Raw genomic sequence first — 13,767 nt, forward strand, 5'->3', positions numbered from 1 at the left:
CGGCCGGGACTCCCGTCCCCGCCGCACCAGCACGCCTCGCTGAACCAGCACCACCCGCTGACCCCAGCACGCAGCCGGGCCCGGCACCTCTCGAGAGGTGCCGGGCCCGGCTGCGTGCGTGGGGCGGGTCAGGCCGCCGCTGCGGCCTCGCGCCGGACCGCGGCGACGAAGTCGTCCACGTCGGCCTCGGTGGTGTCGAAGGAGCACATCCAGCGCACCTCGCCGGTGGCGGGGTTCCAGTCGTAGAACTTCCGGACCGCCCGCAGGGCGTCGGCGACGCCGGGCGGCAGGGCGACGAACACGGCGTTCGCCTGCGTGGGCTGGGTGACGCGCACGCCGGGGACGCCCGCCACGCCCGCGCTGAGCCGGGCGGCCATGGTGTTCGCGTGCTGGGCGGAGCGGAGCCAGAGGTCGCCCTCGAACAGGGCGATGAGCTGGGCGGACACGAAGCGCATCTTGGACGCGAGCTGCATGTCGACCTTGCGCTGGTACGCGATGCCGGGGGTGGAGTCGGGCGTGAGCTCGAGGACGGCCTCGCCGAACAGGGCGCCGTTCTTGGTGCCGCCGAGCGAGACCACGTCCACGCCGACGTCGGTCGTCAGGGCACGCAGCGGCAGGTCGAGCGCCGCGGCGGCGTTGACCAGCCGGGAGCCGTCGAGGTGGACGCGCATGCCGAGGGCGTGGGCCTGCTCGGTGAGGGCACGGATCTCCTCCGGCGTGTACACGGTGCCGAGCTCGGTCGCCTGGGTGATCGAGACGACGCCGGGCTGCGCGCGGTGCTGGTCCCCGAACCCGTGGGCGCGGGACGCCACGAGGTCGGGCGTGAGCTTGCCGTCCGGGGTCGGGACGGTCAGCAGCTTGAGTCCACCGACGCGCTCGGGGGCGGCGTTCTCGTCGGTGTTGATGTGCGCGGTCTCGGCGCAGATGACGGCGCCCCAGCGCGGCAGCATCGTCTGCAGGGCGACCACGTTGGCCCCGGTGCCGTTGAACACCGGGTAGCCGGTCGCGTCCGCGCCGAAGTGGCCGCGCAGCACGTCCTGCAGGTGCTCGGTGTACGGGTCGGCGCCGTACCCGGCGACGTGGCCCTCGTTGGCCGCGGCCAGCGCGGCGAGGACCTCGGGGTGCACCCCCGCGTAGTTGTCGGATCCGAGCTCGCGGCGGGCGGCGTCGTGCAGTCTGTCCACGCCTCCATCCTCCCCCAGCAGCGGGGATGCTCCGGACGCGGTCAGTGGTGCGCGGCGCTCAGGCGCGGGCGGCCCGGCACTCGGCGCACGTGCCGAGGAGCTCGATGGTGTGCTCGACGTCGGAGAAGTCGTGCGCGGCGCCGACCTGCTCGGCCCACGCCTCCACCCCGGGCCCGTCGATCTCGACGGCCTTGCCGCAGTAGCGGCACACGAGGTGGTGGTGGTGGTTGCGGCGCACGCAGCGCCGGTAGACGGCCTCGCCCTCGGGCGAGCGCAGCACGTCGACCTCACCGGCGTCGGCGAGGGTCTGCACGGCCCGGTACACGGTCGCGAGGCCCGTGGTGGACCCCTGGCCGCGCAGCATCTCGTGCAGCTGCTGGGCGCTGCGGAACTCGTCGAGGTCGTCGAGCAGCCCGAGGATCTCGGTGCGCTGCCGCGTGTTCCGCTGGGTGACGGCCATCCGTGCGTGCTCCTCCCGACGTGCTGCTGCGGTGGGCACCGCAGCGGGTCAGTCTACTCAACACCGCTGTGCCCGGGTTCAGTCCCGGTGCGCTCCCGGCGCTGGGCCGGTGAGGGGCCGGACGTGCCGCGAGCCGGGGACCCGCAGGTCCCCGGCTCGCGAGCGGTCGTGCTGGTCGCTCAGCTGGCGACGGCGCGCTTGAGGGCGCTGCCGGCGGTCAGCTTCACGCGGAAGCCCGCGGGGATCTCGAGCTTCTCGCCGGTCTGCGGGTTGATGCCGGTGCGGGCGGCGCGGTCGGCGCGGGACACCGCGAGCAGACCCGGGATGGTCACGCTCTCGCCGGCGCTGAGCTGCTCGACCAGGACCTCCTGGAAGGCCTTGAGGGCCGCGTCGGCGGCGGTGTTGGTGAGCCCGGCCTTGGCGGCGATGGCCTGGACGAGCTCGGTGCGGTTGACGCTCACGGATGTGCTCCTTGTGGATCGAACGGGGGTGCGGACCGACGGCGCCCCGCGCACGGGGCGTCAGCATCCGGCGGGCCGACGCGCACGACCATAACGGCAGGTGGGGACCTTCCCGCAACATCACGCGCCCGGTGTGTCGCTCAGCGAGCGGATCTGCGCCCGTCCAGGTGACCCAGCAGGCGGTCCAGCGGCCACGCGTCGAGGACGTCGTCGGGGCCGATGCCGTGGGCCGCCGCACGGTCGCAGCCGACCGGCTGCCACGCGAGCTGACCCGGGGCGTGCGCGTCGGTGTCGACCGTGAACGTGCAGCCGGCGGCGACGGCGAGGTCGAGCAGGGCGTGCGGGGGGTCGAGCCGGTCCGGTCGGCAGTTGACCTCGACGGCGACCCCGTGCGCGGCGCAGTCGGCGAACACGGCCGCGGCGTCGAAGTCGCTGGGCGGCCGCTTCCGGGACCCCGTGAGCTGCCGTCCGGTGCAGTGCCCCAGCACGTCGACCAGCGGGTTCGCGACGGCGGCGCGCATGCGGCGGGTCATCGCGGCGGAGTCCATGCGGAGCTTGGAGTGCACGGACGCGACGACGACGTCGAGGCGGTCCAGCAGCGCGGGGTCCTGGTCGAGGCCCCCGTCGTCGAGGATGTCGACCTCGATGCCGGTGAGCACCCGGAACGGCGCGATGGCCCGGTTCAGCGCGGCGACCTGGTCGAGCTGCGCGGACAGCCGCGCGGCGGACAGGCCGTTCGCCACGGTGAGCCGGGGCGAGTGGTCGGTGATCGCGAGGTACTCGTGGCCGAGGTCCATCGCGGCGAGCACCATCTCCTGGATCGGCGTCGAGCCGTCGCTGGCCTCGGAGTGGGCGTGCAGGTCCCCGCGCAGCGCGGCGTGCAGCACCGCGCCGTCGCCGGTGGCCTCCGCTGCGGGGTACTGGCGCTCCAGGTCCTCGACGTAGGGCACGGGCCCGCCGCGGGCGGCGGCCCCGGCGACCTCGGCGGTGCGCGCACCGATCCCGGGCAGGTCGGTGAGCGTGCCGGCGGACACGCGCGCCTCGACCTCCCCGGCGGGCAGCCGCTCCAGCGTGCGCACGGCGACCCGGAACGCCTCGGCCCGGTAGGACGAGGCGCCGCCGCGCTCCAGCAGGTAGGCGGCGCGCCGGAGCGCGGCGACGGCGGCGGTGCCGCCGGTGTCGTCGGCCACGGGTCAGGACGCCCGCTTGCGGCGAGGGCGGGTGGTCTTGCCCGCGGGCTTCTTCGCGGACTCCTCCTCGGGCGCGGGCTCCTTCTCCTCGGCCTTGTCGGAGCCGGCGGCCTTCGCGCGTCCCCGTCCCGACGGCTTCTTCTCCTCCGGCTGCTCGCCGCGGCCGGCCCGGGCCTTCTCGACGGAGCGCTGCAGCGCGGCCAGCAGGTCCACGACCTCGCCGGACTCCCCGCCCTCGCCGACCTCCTCGGCCTGCGGGACGGCCTGGGTGCGCCCGGAGGACACCTTCGCCTCGATGACGGCCTCCAGCGCCGCGCGGTAGCGGTCCTCGAAGCCGGACGGGTCGAAGTCCCCCGCCAGGGACTCGACCAGCGAGGACGCCATGGCGAGCTCCTGCGGCTTGACCGTCACGTCCTGGTCGAGGACGGGGAAGTCGGCCTCCCGCACCTCGTCGGGCCACAGCAGGGTCTGCAGGCAGATGACGTCGTCGCGCACCCGCAGCACGGCCATGGACTCGCGCTGCCGCAGCGCGACCTTGACGACGGCCATCCGGTCGGTGCCGACCAGCGCCTCCCGCAGCAGGGCGTAGGGCTTCGCGGCGGTCTTGTCGGGCTCGAGGTAGTACGTCTTCGCGAGCAGGATCGGGTCGACCTGGTCGGCGGGGACGAACTCCAGCACCTCGATCTCCCGCTCGGTGGCGAGCGGCAGCTGGGCGAGGTCCTCGTCGGTCAGGACGACGAGCTGGCCGTCGTCGGTCTCGTAGCCCTTGGCGATCTCGGCGTACTCGACGGGCTCGTCCTCGATGCTGCACACCTTGCGGTAGCGGATGCGCCCGCCGTCCTTGCGGTGCACCTGGTGCAGGGGCACCTCGTGCTCACCGGTGGCGGCGTAGAGCTTCACGGGGACGTTGACGAGCCCGAAGGCCACGGCGCCCTTCCAGATGGCACGCATCGGGACCACTCCTCGTACGGGGCGGGGCCGTTCCCCGCGACGACGGAACCTGCTCTGGGCAGGATGGACCCGTGCAGCCCATGCTCGCCACCCCTGCGCCGGTCCGGTCGGGCACGTCGGTGCTCCCGGAGGGGGCCGGGTGGCGGTTCGAGGTGAAGTGGGACGGGGTCCGCGTGCTGGCGTCGGTGCCGGACGGCGGGGGCGCGCGCCTGCGGCTGCTCGGCCGGGCCGGGAACGACGCGGCGGCGGCGTACCCGGAGCTCGGGGGGCTGGCCGCGCTACCGCCGGGGACGGTGCTGGACGGCGAGGTGGTGGCGATGCGCGACGGGGTGCCGTCGTTCGCCGCGCTGGCCGAGCGGATGCACGTCCGGGACCCCGCCCGCGCGGCGGCGCTGGCCCGGCGGCTGCCGGTGACCTACGTCGTGTTCGACGTGCTGGCGCTCGCGGGGACGGACCTCACCGCGCGGCCGTGGACGGAGCGCCGCGCCGCCCTGGACGACCTGGCGCTGCCGGAGCGGGTGCAGCGCTCCCCCGTGTACGCCGACGGCGACCTGATCTGGGACGCGACGCGGGCGCAGGGCCTGGAGGGCGTGGTCGCCAAGCGCGCGACGGCGACGTACCAGGCGGGGCGCCGGTCGACGGACTGGGTGAAGGCCGTACACCGCCGCACCCGCACGGCCCTGGTCGGCGGCTGGCGCCCGGAGTCGACGGGCAGCGGGCGGCTCGGCGCGGTGCTGCTCGGCGCACCCGACGCCACGGGCGCGCTGCGGTACCTCGGGCGCGCGGGCAGCGGGCTGACCGGGTCGCTGGCGCGGGACCTCACCGAGCGGCTGCGGGACGCCCCGCGGCCCGACCCGCCGTTCGCGGACACCGTCGACCCCGTGGACGCGCGCGGCACCGTGTGGGTGGAACCGCGGGTGCTGCTGGACGTGCGCTACCTCGCCCGCGGGCCGTCCGGCCGGCTGCGGCAGCCCGTGCTGCGCGGGCGGCGCGACGACACCGACGTCGACCCCTGGGAGGCACCATGACCCCGGCCCGCCCGAGCGAGCCTCCGCAGACCGTCCGGGTCGGCGACCGGGACGTCCGGCTGACCCACCTGGACCGCGTGCTGTACCCCGCCACGGGCCTCACGAAGGCCGAGGCGATCGACTACGTCGTGCGCGCCGCCCCGGCGCTGCTGCCGCAGCTCGCCGAGCGGCCCGTGACCCGGATCCGCTTCCCGGGCGGCGTGGGCGGGGAGACGTTCTTCGAGAAGAACACCCCGCGCGGGGCCCCGTCGTGGCTGCGTCGGCAGCAGGTGCCCACCTCCCCCGGGGCCGACGACGAGGACGGCGAGGGCACCGTCCTGGACCTGCCGTTCCTGGACGACGTCGCCGGGCTGGTGTGGGCGACCAACGCGGGCGCGCTCGAGCTGCACACCCCGCAGTGGACGGTCGGCCCGCGCGGCGGGGTCCGGAACCCCGACCGGCTCGTGGTGGACCTGGACCCCGGCGCCCCGGCGGGCCTCGCCGAGTGCGCGCGCGTCGCCCACCTCGTCGCCGACCGGCTGCGCGCCGACGGCCTGACGACGGTGCCCGTGACGTCGGGCAGCAAGGGCATGCAGCTGTACGCCCCGCTGCCCGGCCGCCGGACGGCCGTCGAGGTGCGGCAGTACGCGCGGGACCTCGCCCACGAGCTCGCCGCCGCCCACCCGCATCTGGTGGTCGCGGTGATGCGCAAGGAGGTGCGCGGCGGCAAGGTGCTGCTCGACTGGTCGCAGAACCACCCCGCCAAGACCACGATCACGCCCTACTCGCTGCGCGGCCGGGAGCGGCCGACCGTCGCCGCGCCGCGCTGGTGGGACGAGATCGGGCCCGACCTGGAGCAGCTCTCGCCCGCGGACGTCCTGGACCGGCTGGAGGCCGACGGCGACCCGTTCGCCGACGGGGCCTGAGGGGTCGCCCACCTGCGATTGCGGGGGCTCGCGGGTTGCGGCAGCGTGGGAGGTGGCCGGCGTCGGAGGACGCCGAGACGTCACGAGGAGGACATCCACATGGTTCGCCGCACCGAGCTCCCGAAGTACACCGTCCCGTCCCTCACGATCGAGGACGGCGCACGGATCGCCGCGATCCTGCAGCAGCGCCTCAACGCCCTGAACGACCTGGCGCTGACCCTCAAGCACATCCACTGGAACGTCACCGGCCCGCACTTCATCGCGGTGCACGAGATGATCGACCCGCAGGTCGACGCCGTGCGGGCCATGGTGGACGCGGTCGCCGAGCGCATCGCGACCCTGGGCGTCGCGCCCGTCGGCACGCCGGGCGCGCTGGTCGCCGACCGCTCCTGGGACGACTACGCGATCGGCCGCGCCGGGGCGATCGAGCACCTCGGCGCGCTGGACGAGGTCTACGTCGGCGTCATCACCGACCACCGCGAGGCCGCCGCCGCGACCGAGGACCTCGACACCGTCACCAACGACCTGCTGGTCGGCCACCTGCACGAGCTCGAGCTGTTCCACTGGTTCGTGCGGGCGCACCTGGAGTCCGCTGGCGGCGAGCTCAGCACCGCCGGTGCGGACACCGAGAAGGAGGCGGCCCGCAGCGCGGGCGCCGCCGCGAAGGGCGCGGCCGCGCGCTGACCCGCCGCTCCCCCGGGACGCCGAGGCCCCGGTCACCTCGTGGTGGCCGGGGCCTCGCGCTGCGCCGGGTGCGCGCGGGTGCGGTCAGAGCCGGGACTCGTCGTCCCAGTCGTCGGAGGCCGCGATGGCCTCGTCGTCCGGGGTGAGCTCGGTGTCGGCGAGGGCGCGCGGCGCGCGGGTCGCGTCGCCGCCGGAGCGGACGTCGGCGGCGCGCAGCTCGGCCTCCGAGCGCGGCCGGTCGGCGCCGTGCAGGTCGACGGTGTCGGACGTGAGGTCGCGGGGGCGGTGCGTCATGCACCGGTTGTACCGCGCCCGGCCCGGCGTTTCCACCCGGGGGAACGACGCGCGGCGCCCGCGCCTCAGGCGCCCACGACGGTCCGGACCCAGTCGCCGAGCGTCCCGCCCGAGGTCAGCACCACCAACCAGCCGATCACGAGCTGCACGGCCGCCGCGACGACGATCAGCACCTGGCGCCGCCGGCTGGGCGCCCGGGGCGCGATCAGCAGCACGTACAGGGCGGTCAGCACCACGTAGGACTGCCCCACGGGGGCGCGCAGGCCGAACCACAGCGACAGGTACAGGCCCGCCAGCGCGATCCCCGGGGCGATCAGCGACCACGGCTCGCGGACCGCCCGGATCGTGAACCCGATCAGCACCAGCGGCGCGCCGAGGAGCGTCAGGGACATCGCCCGCGCGGCAGCGGTCGCGGACTCCCCCACCCCGCCCGGGAACCAGCCGCCCGCGGCCGCGTCCTGCATGCCGCCCAGCGGGTCGGCGGAGAACCACCAGGACACGTACAGCCAGAACAGCACGGCGGCGACCGCCGGGAACAGCAGCACCGCGACGGTGGCGACGTGCGCGCCGCGCCCGGACCGGCCCGCGCGCCGCACGAAGAACGGGGCGACGGCGGCCAGCGTGAGCGCGTACAGCCAGGCCCCGGGGTCGACCATGACGGCCACCCCGAGCGCCAGACCGGCGCGGAAGCCCGCCTCGGTGGACTGCCGCTCCACGAAGGACGCGATGCCGTCGAGCGCGAGCACCAGCAGGGCGACGCCGAGCAGCGACGCGAGGTCGTTCGCCGCGAGGAAGTACAGGGGCGGGGTGAGCACGAGCACGCTCAGCACGGCGCCCACCGCCCAGGGCCCGAAGCCCTCGCGCACCAGCACTGCGGCCAGCCGCTGCAGGGTCAGCCCGATGACGGCCGCCGCGACCAGGTTCATGGCCAGCAGGTTGCCGCCGAGCAGCGACGCCAGGGCCGCCCCGAACGGCGGGAACACCTCGGCCGTCCAGGTGAGGGAGGTGTCGCCCCACTGCACCAGGTCGCCCCGCGCGGCCAGCGCGCGGTTCGCCTCGGGCACCCACGGGGAGTCCTGGGACAGCAGCGCGACCACCACGAACGGCAGGGCGAGCAGCGCCCGCAGGCCCCAGCGCGCGGCCGGGTGGACGGGCCAGGTGTCAGGGGCGGACCGCCGCCGGGACGTGCGCGCCGGGGTCGCCGAGGTCGGCAGGGTCGGAGGTGACGCCGGTGAGGCCATGCGCGGTCTTCTCCCAGTAGTGCGGCTTGGTGACGAGCTGCCAGAGCCCCTTGTACGCGGCGATCGAGTGCAGCACCCAGTACAGGGGGTTCGCCGCGCCCCACAGGACCAACCCGTACCGGCGCCGTTTGAAGGCGCCCATCATCGAGACGTAGATCATCAGCGCGCTGCCGACGCCGAGGTTGAACATCGACAGCCACAGCACCCAGCCGGGGAACAGGAACGCCAGCTGTTCCGGATCCAGCAGCAGCGAGGCCAGGAACAGCGCGTACAGCACCGGCACCGCCAGGAAGGTCGCCGGGGTGCCGCCGACCAGGAACAGGAACGACAGCGTCTGCCGCAGCCCCGCGACCCGCACCAGCCGGAACGGGTTGCGCAGGTGCACCAGGGTGGTCTGCATGTACCCCTTGATCCACCGGGACCGCTGCCGCACGAAGTTCGGGTAGGAGGTGTTGGCCTCCTCGAACGTCGTCGAGTCGATGACGCCGACCCGCAGGCCCTCGGCCGCGGCGCGGATGCCGAGGTCGGCGTCCTCGGTGACGTTGAACGGGTCCCAGCCGCCGAGGCGCCGCAGGCCGCTCACCCGGAAGTGGTTGGAGGTGCCGCCCAGCGGGATCGCGAACCGGCCGTACTCCAGGCCGGGCAGCATGTAGTCGAACCAGAACGAGTACTCCAGCGTGAACATCCGCGTCAGCGGGTTCTCGTCGGCGTTGAAGTAGTTGAGCGCCGCCTGGACGCACACCAGCTCCTCGCCCGCCTCGCGGAACGCGAGCACCGCCTTCTTCAGCTGGTCCGGCTCGGGCTTGTCCTCGGCGTCGAAGATCACCAGGAACTCGCCGGTCGCGAACTCCAGGCCGACGTTGCACGCCTTCGGCTTGGTCTGCGGAGCCCCGGCCGGGACGGTGATGAACCGGAAGTGCGCAGGCGGGCTCGCCGCCTCGGCCGCCGCCCGGGTCTCGGTGTCGTCCTCCTCGACGAGGATCAGCACCTCCAGCAGGTGCGCCGGGTAGTCGAGCGCGCCGAGGTTGCCGATGAGGTGGGCGACGATGTTCGCCTCCTTGTACACGGGCACGAGCACCGTGTAGCGCGGCAGCTCGTGGTCCGGCAGCGCGGCGAGCACCGCCGGGTCCGTGCGGGTCACGTGCTCCATGCGGGCGCCGCGCAGCGAGGCCCAGAACTTGAACCCCGTGCCGATCAGGAACGCCAGCCCCACGACCACGGACAGCGTCACGACGACCTCGCGCGGCGCGAGCACGGTGGCGAGCACCAGCAGCACCAGGCCGACCACCAGGGCCACGCTCTGCCACCGGACCAGCACGGTGCGCGCGGAGTGCGCGGGCGAGCGGCCCCACAGCCCGAGGCTCGCCCGGTCGCGCAGCTCCGGGCCGTACCGGTCGAGCACCGCCTGCTGGAACTCCCAGCGGTCCGCGAGCACCAGGAACGGCTCCTCGCCCAGCGCGGCCGCGACGGCGGCGCGGCGCGCGGGCGTCGGCTCGTCCACCAGCGCGACGACGAGGGTGCCGTCCGAGCGGCGCTCCAGCGGCAGCCAGCGCTGCTCCAGCACCGTCCCGACGTCGACGCCCCCCGCGTCCAGCGCGGCGGCGGCGCGGCCCGCGACCACGTACGGCAGTCCCCACAGGTCCGCCAGGGCCCGGGTCAGGGACTCCGAGTCCACCGCACCGATCGAGACCAGGACCTCGCCGATGTACCCGCCGGTCTCCCGGGCGACCTGCTCGGCCGCGTCGAGGGTCGAGCGGGTGACCAGTCCCCGGTCGACCAGGTAGTCCCCGATCCGCCGGTCCTGCTGGTGCCGTCGCACGTCCGCCTCCCCCGTGGGCCCGTCTGCTGCCGCGTTCACGCTACCGAGTGATCGGTCGGTCGCGCGCAGGGACGGACGGTCCGGCCGTGTGGCGGATCCCCGGGTCGGAGTCCTTCAGATCGGCTCCCGCCCGGCCGATGGGGACGGCGTGACCCTCCTGCCCGCCCTGCAGCGACCTGGGCGCCTGTCGGTTCCCGAGCTGCTGCGCACCGGCGGGGTGCACTGCGCCTACCAGCCCGTCGTGGAGCTCGCGACCGGCGAGGTGCTCGGCCGCGAGGCCCTGCTGCGCACTCCCGAGGGCTCGGGCTGGTCCTCGCCGCTGGACGTGCTGCACGCGGCCGAGGCCGACGGCCTGCTGGGCGAGCTGGAGCGCGCCGCGATGAGCCGCGCCATCGAGGACGCCGCCGCGGCGTCCGAGGGCGCACCGCAGACGCTGTTCCTCAACATCGAGCCCCGCACGCTGTCCCGGCACCTGCCGCTGGTGCTCGAGACGCTGGCGCGCCGCGAGCCGCAGGTGCGGGTGGTCGTGGAGATCACCGAGCGCGCGCTGGCGCTCGACCCCGCCGGGATGCTCGACGCGGCCGCGCGGCTGCGCTCGGTCGGCTGCGCCATCGCGCTGGACGACGTCGGCGTGGTCCCCGCCTCGCTGGCCTTCATCCCGCTGCTGGCGCCGGAGATCATCAAGCTCGACCTGCAGCTGCTGCGCACGCTGGAGGACCCGGAGACCATGACGGTGGCCGACGCCGTGCGGGCCCGGGCCGAGGCCACGGGTGCGCGGGTCGTCGCCGAGGGCATCGAGACCCGCGACGACCTGAGCCGCGCCGTGGTGCTCGGGGCGGACCTCGGGCAGGGGTGGTACCTCGGGCGCCCGCACCGCGGGCTGCCGCGCGGCGAGCGGCACGCCGGCCGGCTCCCCCGGCCGCACGCCCCGCTGGGCGGCGGTGCGACGCCCTTCGAGATCGTGGCGCCCCGGCGCGCCGTGCGGACCGTGCCGAAGCGCCTGCTGCTGCCGCTGTCCCGCACGCTCGAGATGTCCGCCGCCGAGCACCGCGTCCCGCCGCTGGTCCTCGGGTCGTTCCAGGACGAGCGGTTCTTCACCGCGCACACCGCCCGCCGCTACGCCCGGCTCGCGCAGGCGCTGCCGTTCGTGGGCGCGCTCGGCTCCGGGCGTCCCGCCACGATCCCGACCGGCGTGCGGTGGGCCGCTGTCGACCCCAGCGAGCCGCTGGCCCGCGAGTGGGCCGTGGTCGTGCTCGGCGCGCACGAGTCCGTGGCGCTCGTCGGGCGCGAGGTCGCCGGACCGGTCGGCCCGGCGGGTGCCGACTGCGGCGGCTCCATCGCCACCGCCGACGACTCCGAGGGCGCTGCCGAGGGGACCGTGCCCGTCGAGGACGGCGGGCGGGACTTCGAGTTCGCCGTCACCCACGACCAGGGGCTCGTCGCCGAGGTGGCCCAGGCGCTGCTGCGACGGTTCGGGGCCGACGCGCGCCCGTCCTGAGCCGGCGGACCCGCCGCGCTGGTCCGCCGGCTCAGGGCTCCGGGTGCGCCCGGTGCCGCTCGGCGAACGTGCGGGCGGCGGCCAGGGTCACCGGCCCGGCCTCTCCCGACCCCACCGGGACGCCGTCGACCGCGACGACGGCCTGCACGTCCCGCGTCGTGGAGGTCAGGAACACCTCGTCCGACGTCGTCAGCGCGTCGAACGGCAGGTCCACCTCGCGCGCGCCCGACCACTCGACCACCAGCGCCCGGGTGATGCCCGCCAGGCAGCCGGAGGCCAGCGGCGGGGTGAGCAGCGCACCGTCGCGCACGACGAACACGTTGGTGCCGGTGCCCTCGCACAGCAGCCCGCGGGTGTTCGCGAACAGCGCCTCACTGGCCCCGGCGGCGTGCGCGGCGGCCAGCGCGAGCACGTTCTCGCCGTAGGACGTCGTCTTCAGGCCGGTCAGCGCGCCCTGCTCGTTGCGGCGGTAGGGCACGGTGACCACGGACGTCGTGGGGTCGGGGTCGTGCCCCGGGGTCACGCCCAGCACCAGCGTCGGCTCGCCGCCGACCCGGCCGCTGCCGAGCAGCCCCGGACCGCCGGTGAACGTGATCCGCAGGACGTCGTAGCCGCTCGGCGGCAGGTCGGCGTTCGCCGCCAGCACCTCGTGGGCCGCCGCCCGCACCCGGTCGACGTCGAACCCGCTCAGGCCCATCCCCGCCGCCGAGCGCGCCATCCGGGCCAGGTGGCGCTCCAGGGCGAAGGGCCGGCCGTGGTCGACCTTCACGGCCTCGAACACCCCGTCGCCCACCACGAACCCGTGGTCGCGGACCGACGTCGTCGCCTCCGCCGCGGGCAGCAGCCGCCCGTTGACCCAGAACACCGTCTCGGTGACGTCCACCGCACGCTCCGTCCGTCGTCGGCGGCCCGGAGCCGCCGTCAGCACCGCAGCGTACGTCGCCGGATCAGCCCCGGCGCAGGCTGCGCCCGTCGCTGGTGCCGCGGACGGCGTGCAGCACCACCTGCTGGGCGACCGTCTCCAGCGGACGGCCCTGCTCGCCCGCGAGCACCGCGAGGACGTGCCGCGCCTCGTCCTGCCCGCAGCCCCGTACCTCCATGAGCACCCCGACGGCGTGGTCCACGGTCGCGCGCGTCGGACCCACCGACGCCGACGGGACCGGGCCGGACACGCGCGCCGGGATCGTGCTGTGCAGGTCGATCAGCGACGCCACCTGGTCGGCGAACCCCGCCGCCCGGCGGACGACCTCCGGCCCGCAGGTCCCGGCGTCCTCCAGGTACAGCGTCAGCGCCGCGTGCCCGCCGCCGCGCGCGAGCGCCGCCGGGACCGCGACCACGCACCGGAAGCCCGCGTCCAGCGTCGGGCGCCACCAGCCGACGTCGTCCGGCCCGGGCGCCGCGTCGTGGGTCCGACGCAGGTCCGGCAGGACCACGGGTCGCCGCGCGTCGAGGACGGTCGACCACGGGCCGTGTACCACCGACACCGCCTGGTCGGTCCGCCCCATCCGGTCCCCGGAGCCCGCGACGTACCAGTCGGTCCCCCGCCGCCGCGCGTGCACCGTGCCCTCCGCGAGGGTGCCGGTGCGCCCGGCGACGATCTCCAGCAGGTCCTCGAGCACGGCGGCCACGCTGCGCGCCGGTTCCGTCCCCGGCCACACCGCGCACACGTCCGCCATCGCTCAGCCCCCTGCGGCAGCCCCTCCCTGCGGGGGCTCCTCGCCGAGCCCCGTCCTCGCGTGCGCTGCCGGGCACGCGGGGACATCGTGGCACGGCGGGCGGGCGTGTCAACGCTGTTCGGCGAACCGGATGCCCCGGCGGCGCCGGGATCGCCCGACCGGGTGAACGGCGCGGACGGCCCCGGAGCCCGGGTCGGCGCGTCAGACCCGGGGCGTGGGCCGCTCGTCGTCGAACGTCTCCCGGCGCGCGAGCACGTCGGCCGCGAGGTCGGCGACCCGCCCGCCCCGCGCCCACGCGCGGGCGCGCAGCAGCGCCGTCGCGTCCTCGGGCGCCAGGCCGGTCTGCGCGACGACCATGCCGACGGCGCGGTGCACC

At 75.6% G+C, this 13,767-nt stretch carries 15 protein-coding genes; 4 read left to right on the top strand and 11 right to left on the bottom strand.

The genetic code is table 11. The features are described from left to right. Positions 1–128 precede the first annotated feature (128 nt). The 5 genes from EBM89_RS17010 to ku form a co-directional block, all read right to left on the bottom strand. The gene (locus tag EBM89_RS17010; protein WP_233571813.1) at positions 129–1,184 is read right to left on the bottom strand and encodes a threonine aldolase family protein; all 1,056 of its coding nucleotides are present in this window, start codon (positions 1,182–1,184) and stop codon (positions 129–131) included. A 58-nt stretch (positions 1,185–1,242) separates the two neighbouring features. After that, positions 1,243–1,644, bottom strand: coding sequence for a Fur family transcriptional regulator (locus EBM89_RS17015; RefSeq protein ID WP_122150835.1), 402 nt, complete (start codon positions 1,642–1,644; stop codon positions 1,243–1,245). Between the two features lie 179 nt (positions 1,645–1,823). Further along, positions 1,824–2,105 (bottom strand): HU family DNA-binding protein, encoded by a 282-nt coding sequence (locus EBM89_RS17020; protein WP_122150836.1) that lies wholly within the window; start codon positions 2,103–2,105, stop codon positions 1,824–1,826. A gap of 140 nt (positions 2,106–2,245) precedes the next feature. After that, complete coding sequence (locus tag EBM89_RS17025; protein WP_122150837.1) at positions 2,246–3,295, bottom strand: PHP domain-containing protein; 1,050 nt, start codon at positions 3,293–3,295, stop codon at positions 2,246–2,248. A 3-nt stretch (positions 3,296–3,298) separates the two neighbouring features. Next, positions 3,299–4,246 carry a non-homologous end joining protein Ku gene (gene ku / locus EBM89_RS17030; RefSeq protein ID WP_122150838.1) on the bottom strand — a complete coding sequence of 316 codons (948 nt, stop codon included), beginning with the start codon at positions 4,244–4,246 and terminating at the stop codon, positions 3,299–3,301. Positions 4,247–4,326: 80 nt separating this feature from the next. Between ku and EBM89_RS17035 the strand changes: the two genes are divergently transcribed. The 3 genes from EBM89_RS17035 (at position 4,327) to EBM89_RS17045 (ending at position 6,863) form a co-directional block, all read left to right on the top strand. Next, entirely contained in the window at positions 4,327–5,274 is a 948-nt protein-coding gene (locus tag EBM89_RS17035; RefSeq protein WP_122150847.1) for an ATP-dependent DNA ligase, read from the top strand. After that, positions 5,271–6,179, top strand: coding sequence for a non-homologous end-joining DNA ligase (gene ligD / locus EBM89_RS17040; RefSeq protein WP_122150839.1), 909 nt, complete (start codon positions 5,271–5,273; stop codon positions 6,177–6,179). The genes EBM89_RS17035 and ligD overlap by 4 nt, the downstream gene beginning before the upstream one ends. Before the next feature lie 99 nt (positions 6,180–6,278). Continuing rightward, positions 6,279–6,863: a Dps family protein gene (locus EBM89_RS17045; RefSeq protein WP_122150840.1), complete on the top strand. Its 585-nt coding sequence runs from the start codon at positions 6,279–6,281 to the stop codon at positions 6,861–6,863. An 84-nt stretch (positions 6,864–6,947) separates the two neighbouring features. Here the strand turns inward: EBM89_RS17045 and EBM89_RS17050 are convergent, their stop codons facing one another. The 3 genes from EBM89_RS17050 to EBM89_RS17060 form a co-directional block, all read right to left on the bottom strand. After that, positions 6,948–7,157 (bottom strand): hypothetical protein, encoded by a 210-nt coding sequence (locus tag EBM89_RS17050; protein WP_122150841.1) that lies wholly within the window; start codon positions 7,155–7,157, stop codon positions 6,948–6,950. A gap of 65 nt (positions 7,158–7,222) precedes the next feature. Then, positions 7,223–8,398, bottom strand: coding sequence for a hypothetical protein (locus EBM89_RS17055; RefSeq protein WP_122150842.1), 1,176 nt, complete (start codon positions 8,396–8,398; stop codon positions 7,223–7,225). Beyond that, positions 8,319–10,217 carry a glycosyltransferase gene (locus EBM89_RS17060; RefSeq protein ID WP_122150843.1) on the bottom strand — a complete coding sequence of 633 codons (1,899 nt, stop codon included), beginning with the start codon at positions 10,215–10,217 and terminating at the stop codon, positions 8,319–8,321. The genes EBM89_RS17055 and EBM89_RS17060 overlap by 80 nt, the downstream gene beginning before the upstream one ends. A gap of 148 nt (positions 10,218–10,365) precedes the next feature. On the opposite strand from EBM89_RS17060, the gene EBM89_RS17065 reads away from it, so the two are divergent. After that, a complete protein-coding gene (locus EBM89_RS17065) occupies positions 10,366–11,715 on the top strand; it encodes a sensor domain-containing phosphodiesterase (RefSeq protein ID WP_147463601.1) in 1,350 nt (449 codons plus the stop codon). 31 nt (positions 11,716–11,746) lie between these two features. Here the strand turns inward: EBM89_RS17065 and EBM89_RS17070 are convergent, their stop codons facing one another. The 3 genes from EBM89_RS17070 to EBM89_RS22570 form a co-directional block, all read right to left on the bottom strand. Then, positions 11,747–12,598: an aminotransferase class IV gene (locus EBM89_RS17070; protein ID WP_199732178.1), complete on the bottom strand. Its 852-nt coding sequence runs from the start codon at positions 12,596–12,598 to the stop codon at positions 11,747–11,749. A gap of 64 nt (positions 12,599–12,662) precedes the next feature. Next, complete coding sequence (locus tag EBM89_RS17075) at positions 12,663–13,334, bottom strand: ANTAR domain-containing protein (protein WP_158609708.1); 672 nt, start codon at positions 13,332–13,334, stop codon at positions 12,663–12,665. Positions 13,335–13,592: 258 nt separating this feature from the next. After that, entirely contained in the window at positions 13,593–13,766 is a 174-nt protein-coding gene (locus tag EBM89_RS22570; protein ID WP_369408666.1) for an ANTAR domain-containing protein, read from the bottom strand. Position 13,767 lies beyond the last annotated feature (1 nt).

The sequence above is a fragment of the Cellulomonas triticagri genome, from assembly GCF_003696205.1.
GTDB classification, from domain to species: domain Bacteria; phylum Actinomycetota; class Actinomycetes; order Actinomycetales; family Cellulomonadaceae; genus Cellulomonas; species Cellulomonas triticagri.

Coding starts and splice junctions, on each gene's coding strand:
- EBM89_RS17015 (WP_122150835.1), bottom strand. CDS start 1,644: ATGGCCGTCACCCAGCGGAACACGCGGCAGCGCACCGAGATCCTCGGG.
- ku (WP_122150838.1), bottom strand. CDS start 4,246: ATGCGTGCCATCTGGAAGGGCGCCGTGGCCTTCGGGCTCGTCAACGTC.
- EBM89_RS17035 (WP_122150847.1), top strand. CDS start 4,327: ATGCTCGCCACCCCTGCGCCGGTCCGGTCGGGCACGTCGGTGCTCCCG.
- ligD (WP_122150839.1), top strand. CDS start 5,271: ATGACCCCGGCCCGCCCGAGCGAGCCTCCGCAGACCGTCCGGGTCGGC.
- EBM89_RS17045 (WP_122150840.1), top strand. CDS start 6,279: ATGGTTCGCCGCACCGAGCTCCCGAAGTACACCGTCCCGTCCCTCACG.
- EBM89_RS17050 (WP_122150841.1), bottom strand. CDS start 7,157: ATGACGCACCGCCCCCGCGACCTCACGTCCGACACCGTCGACCTGCAC.
- EBM89_RS17055 (WP_122150842.1), bottom strand. CDS start 8,398: ATGGCCTCACCGGCGTCACCTCCGACCCTGCCGACCTCGGCGACCCCG.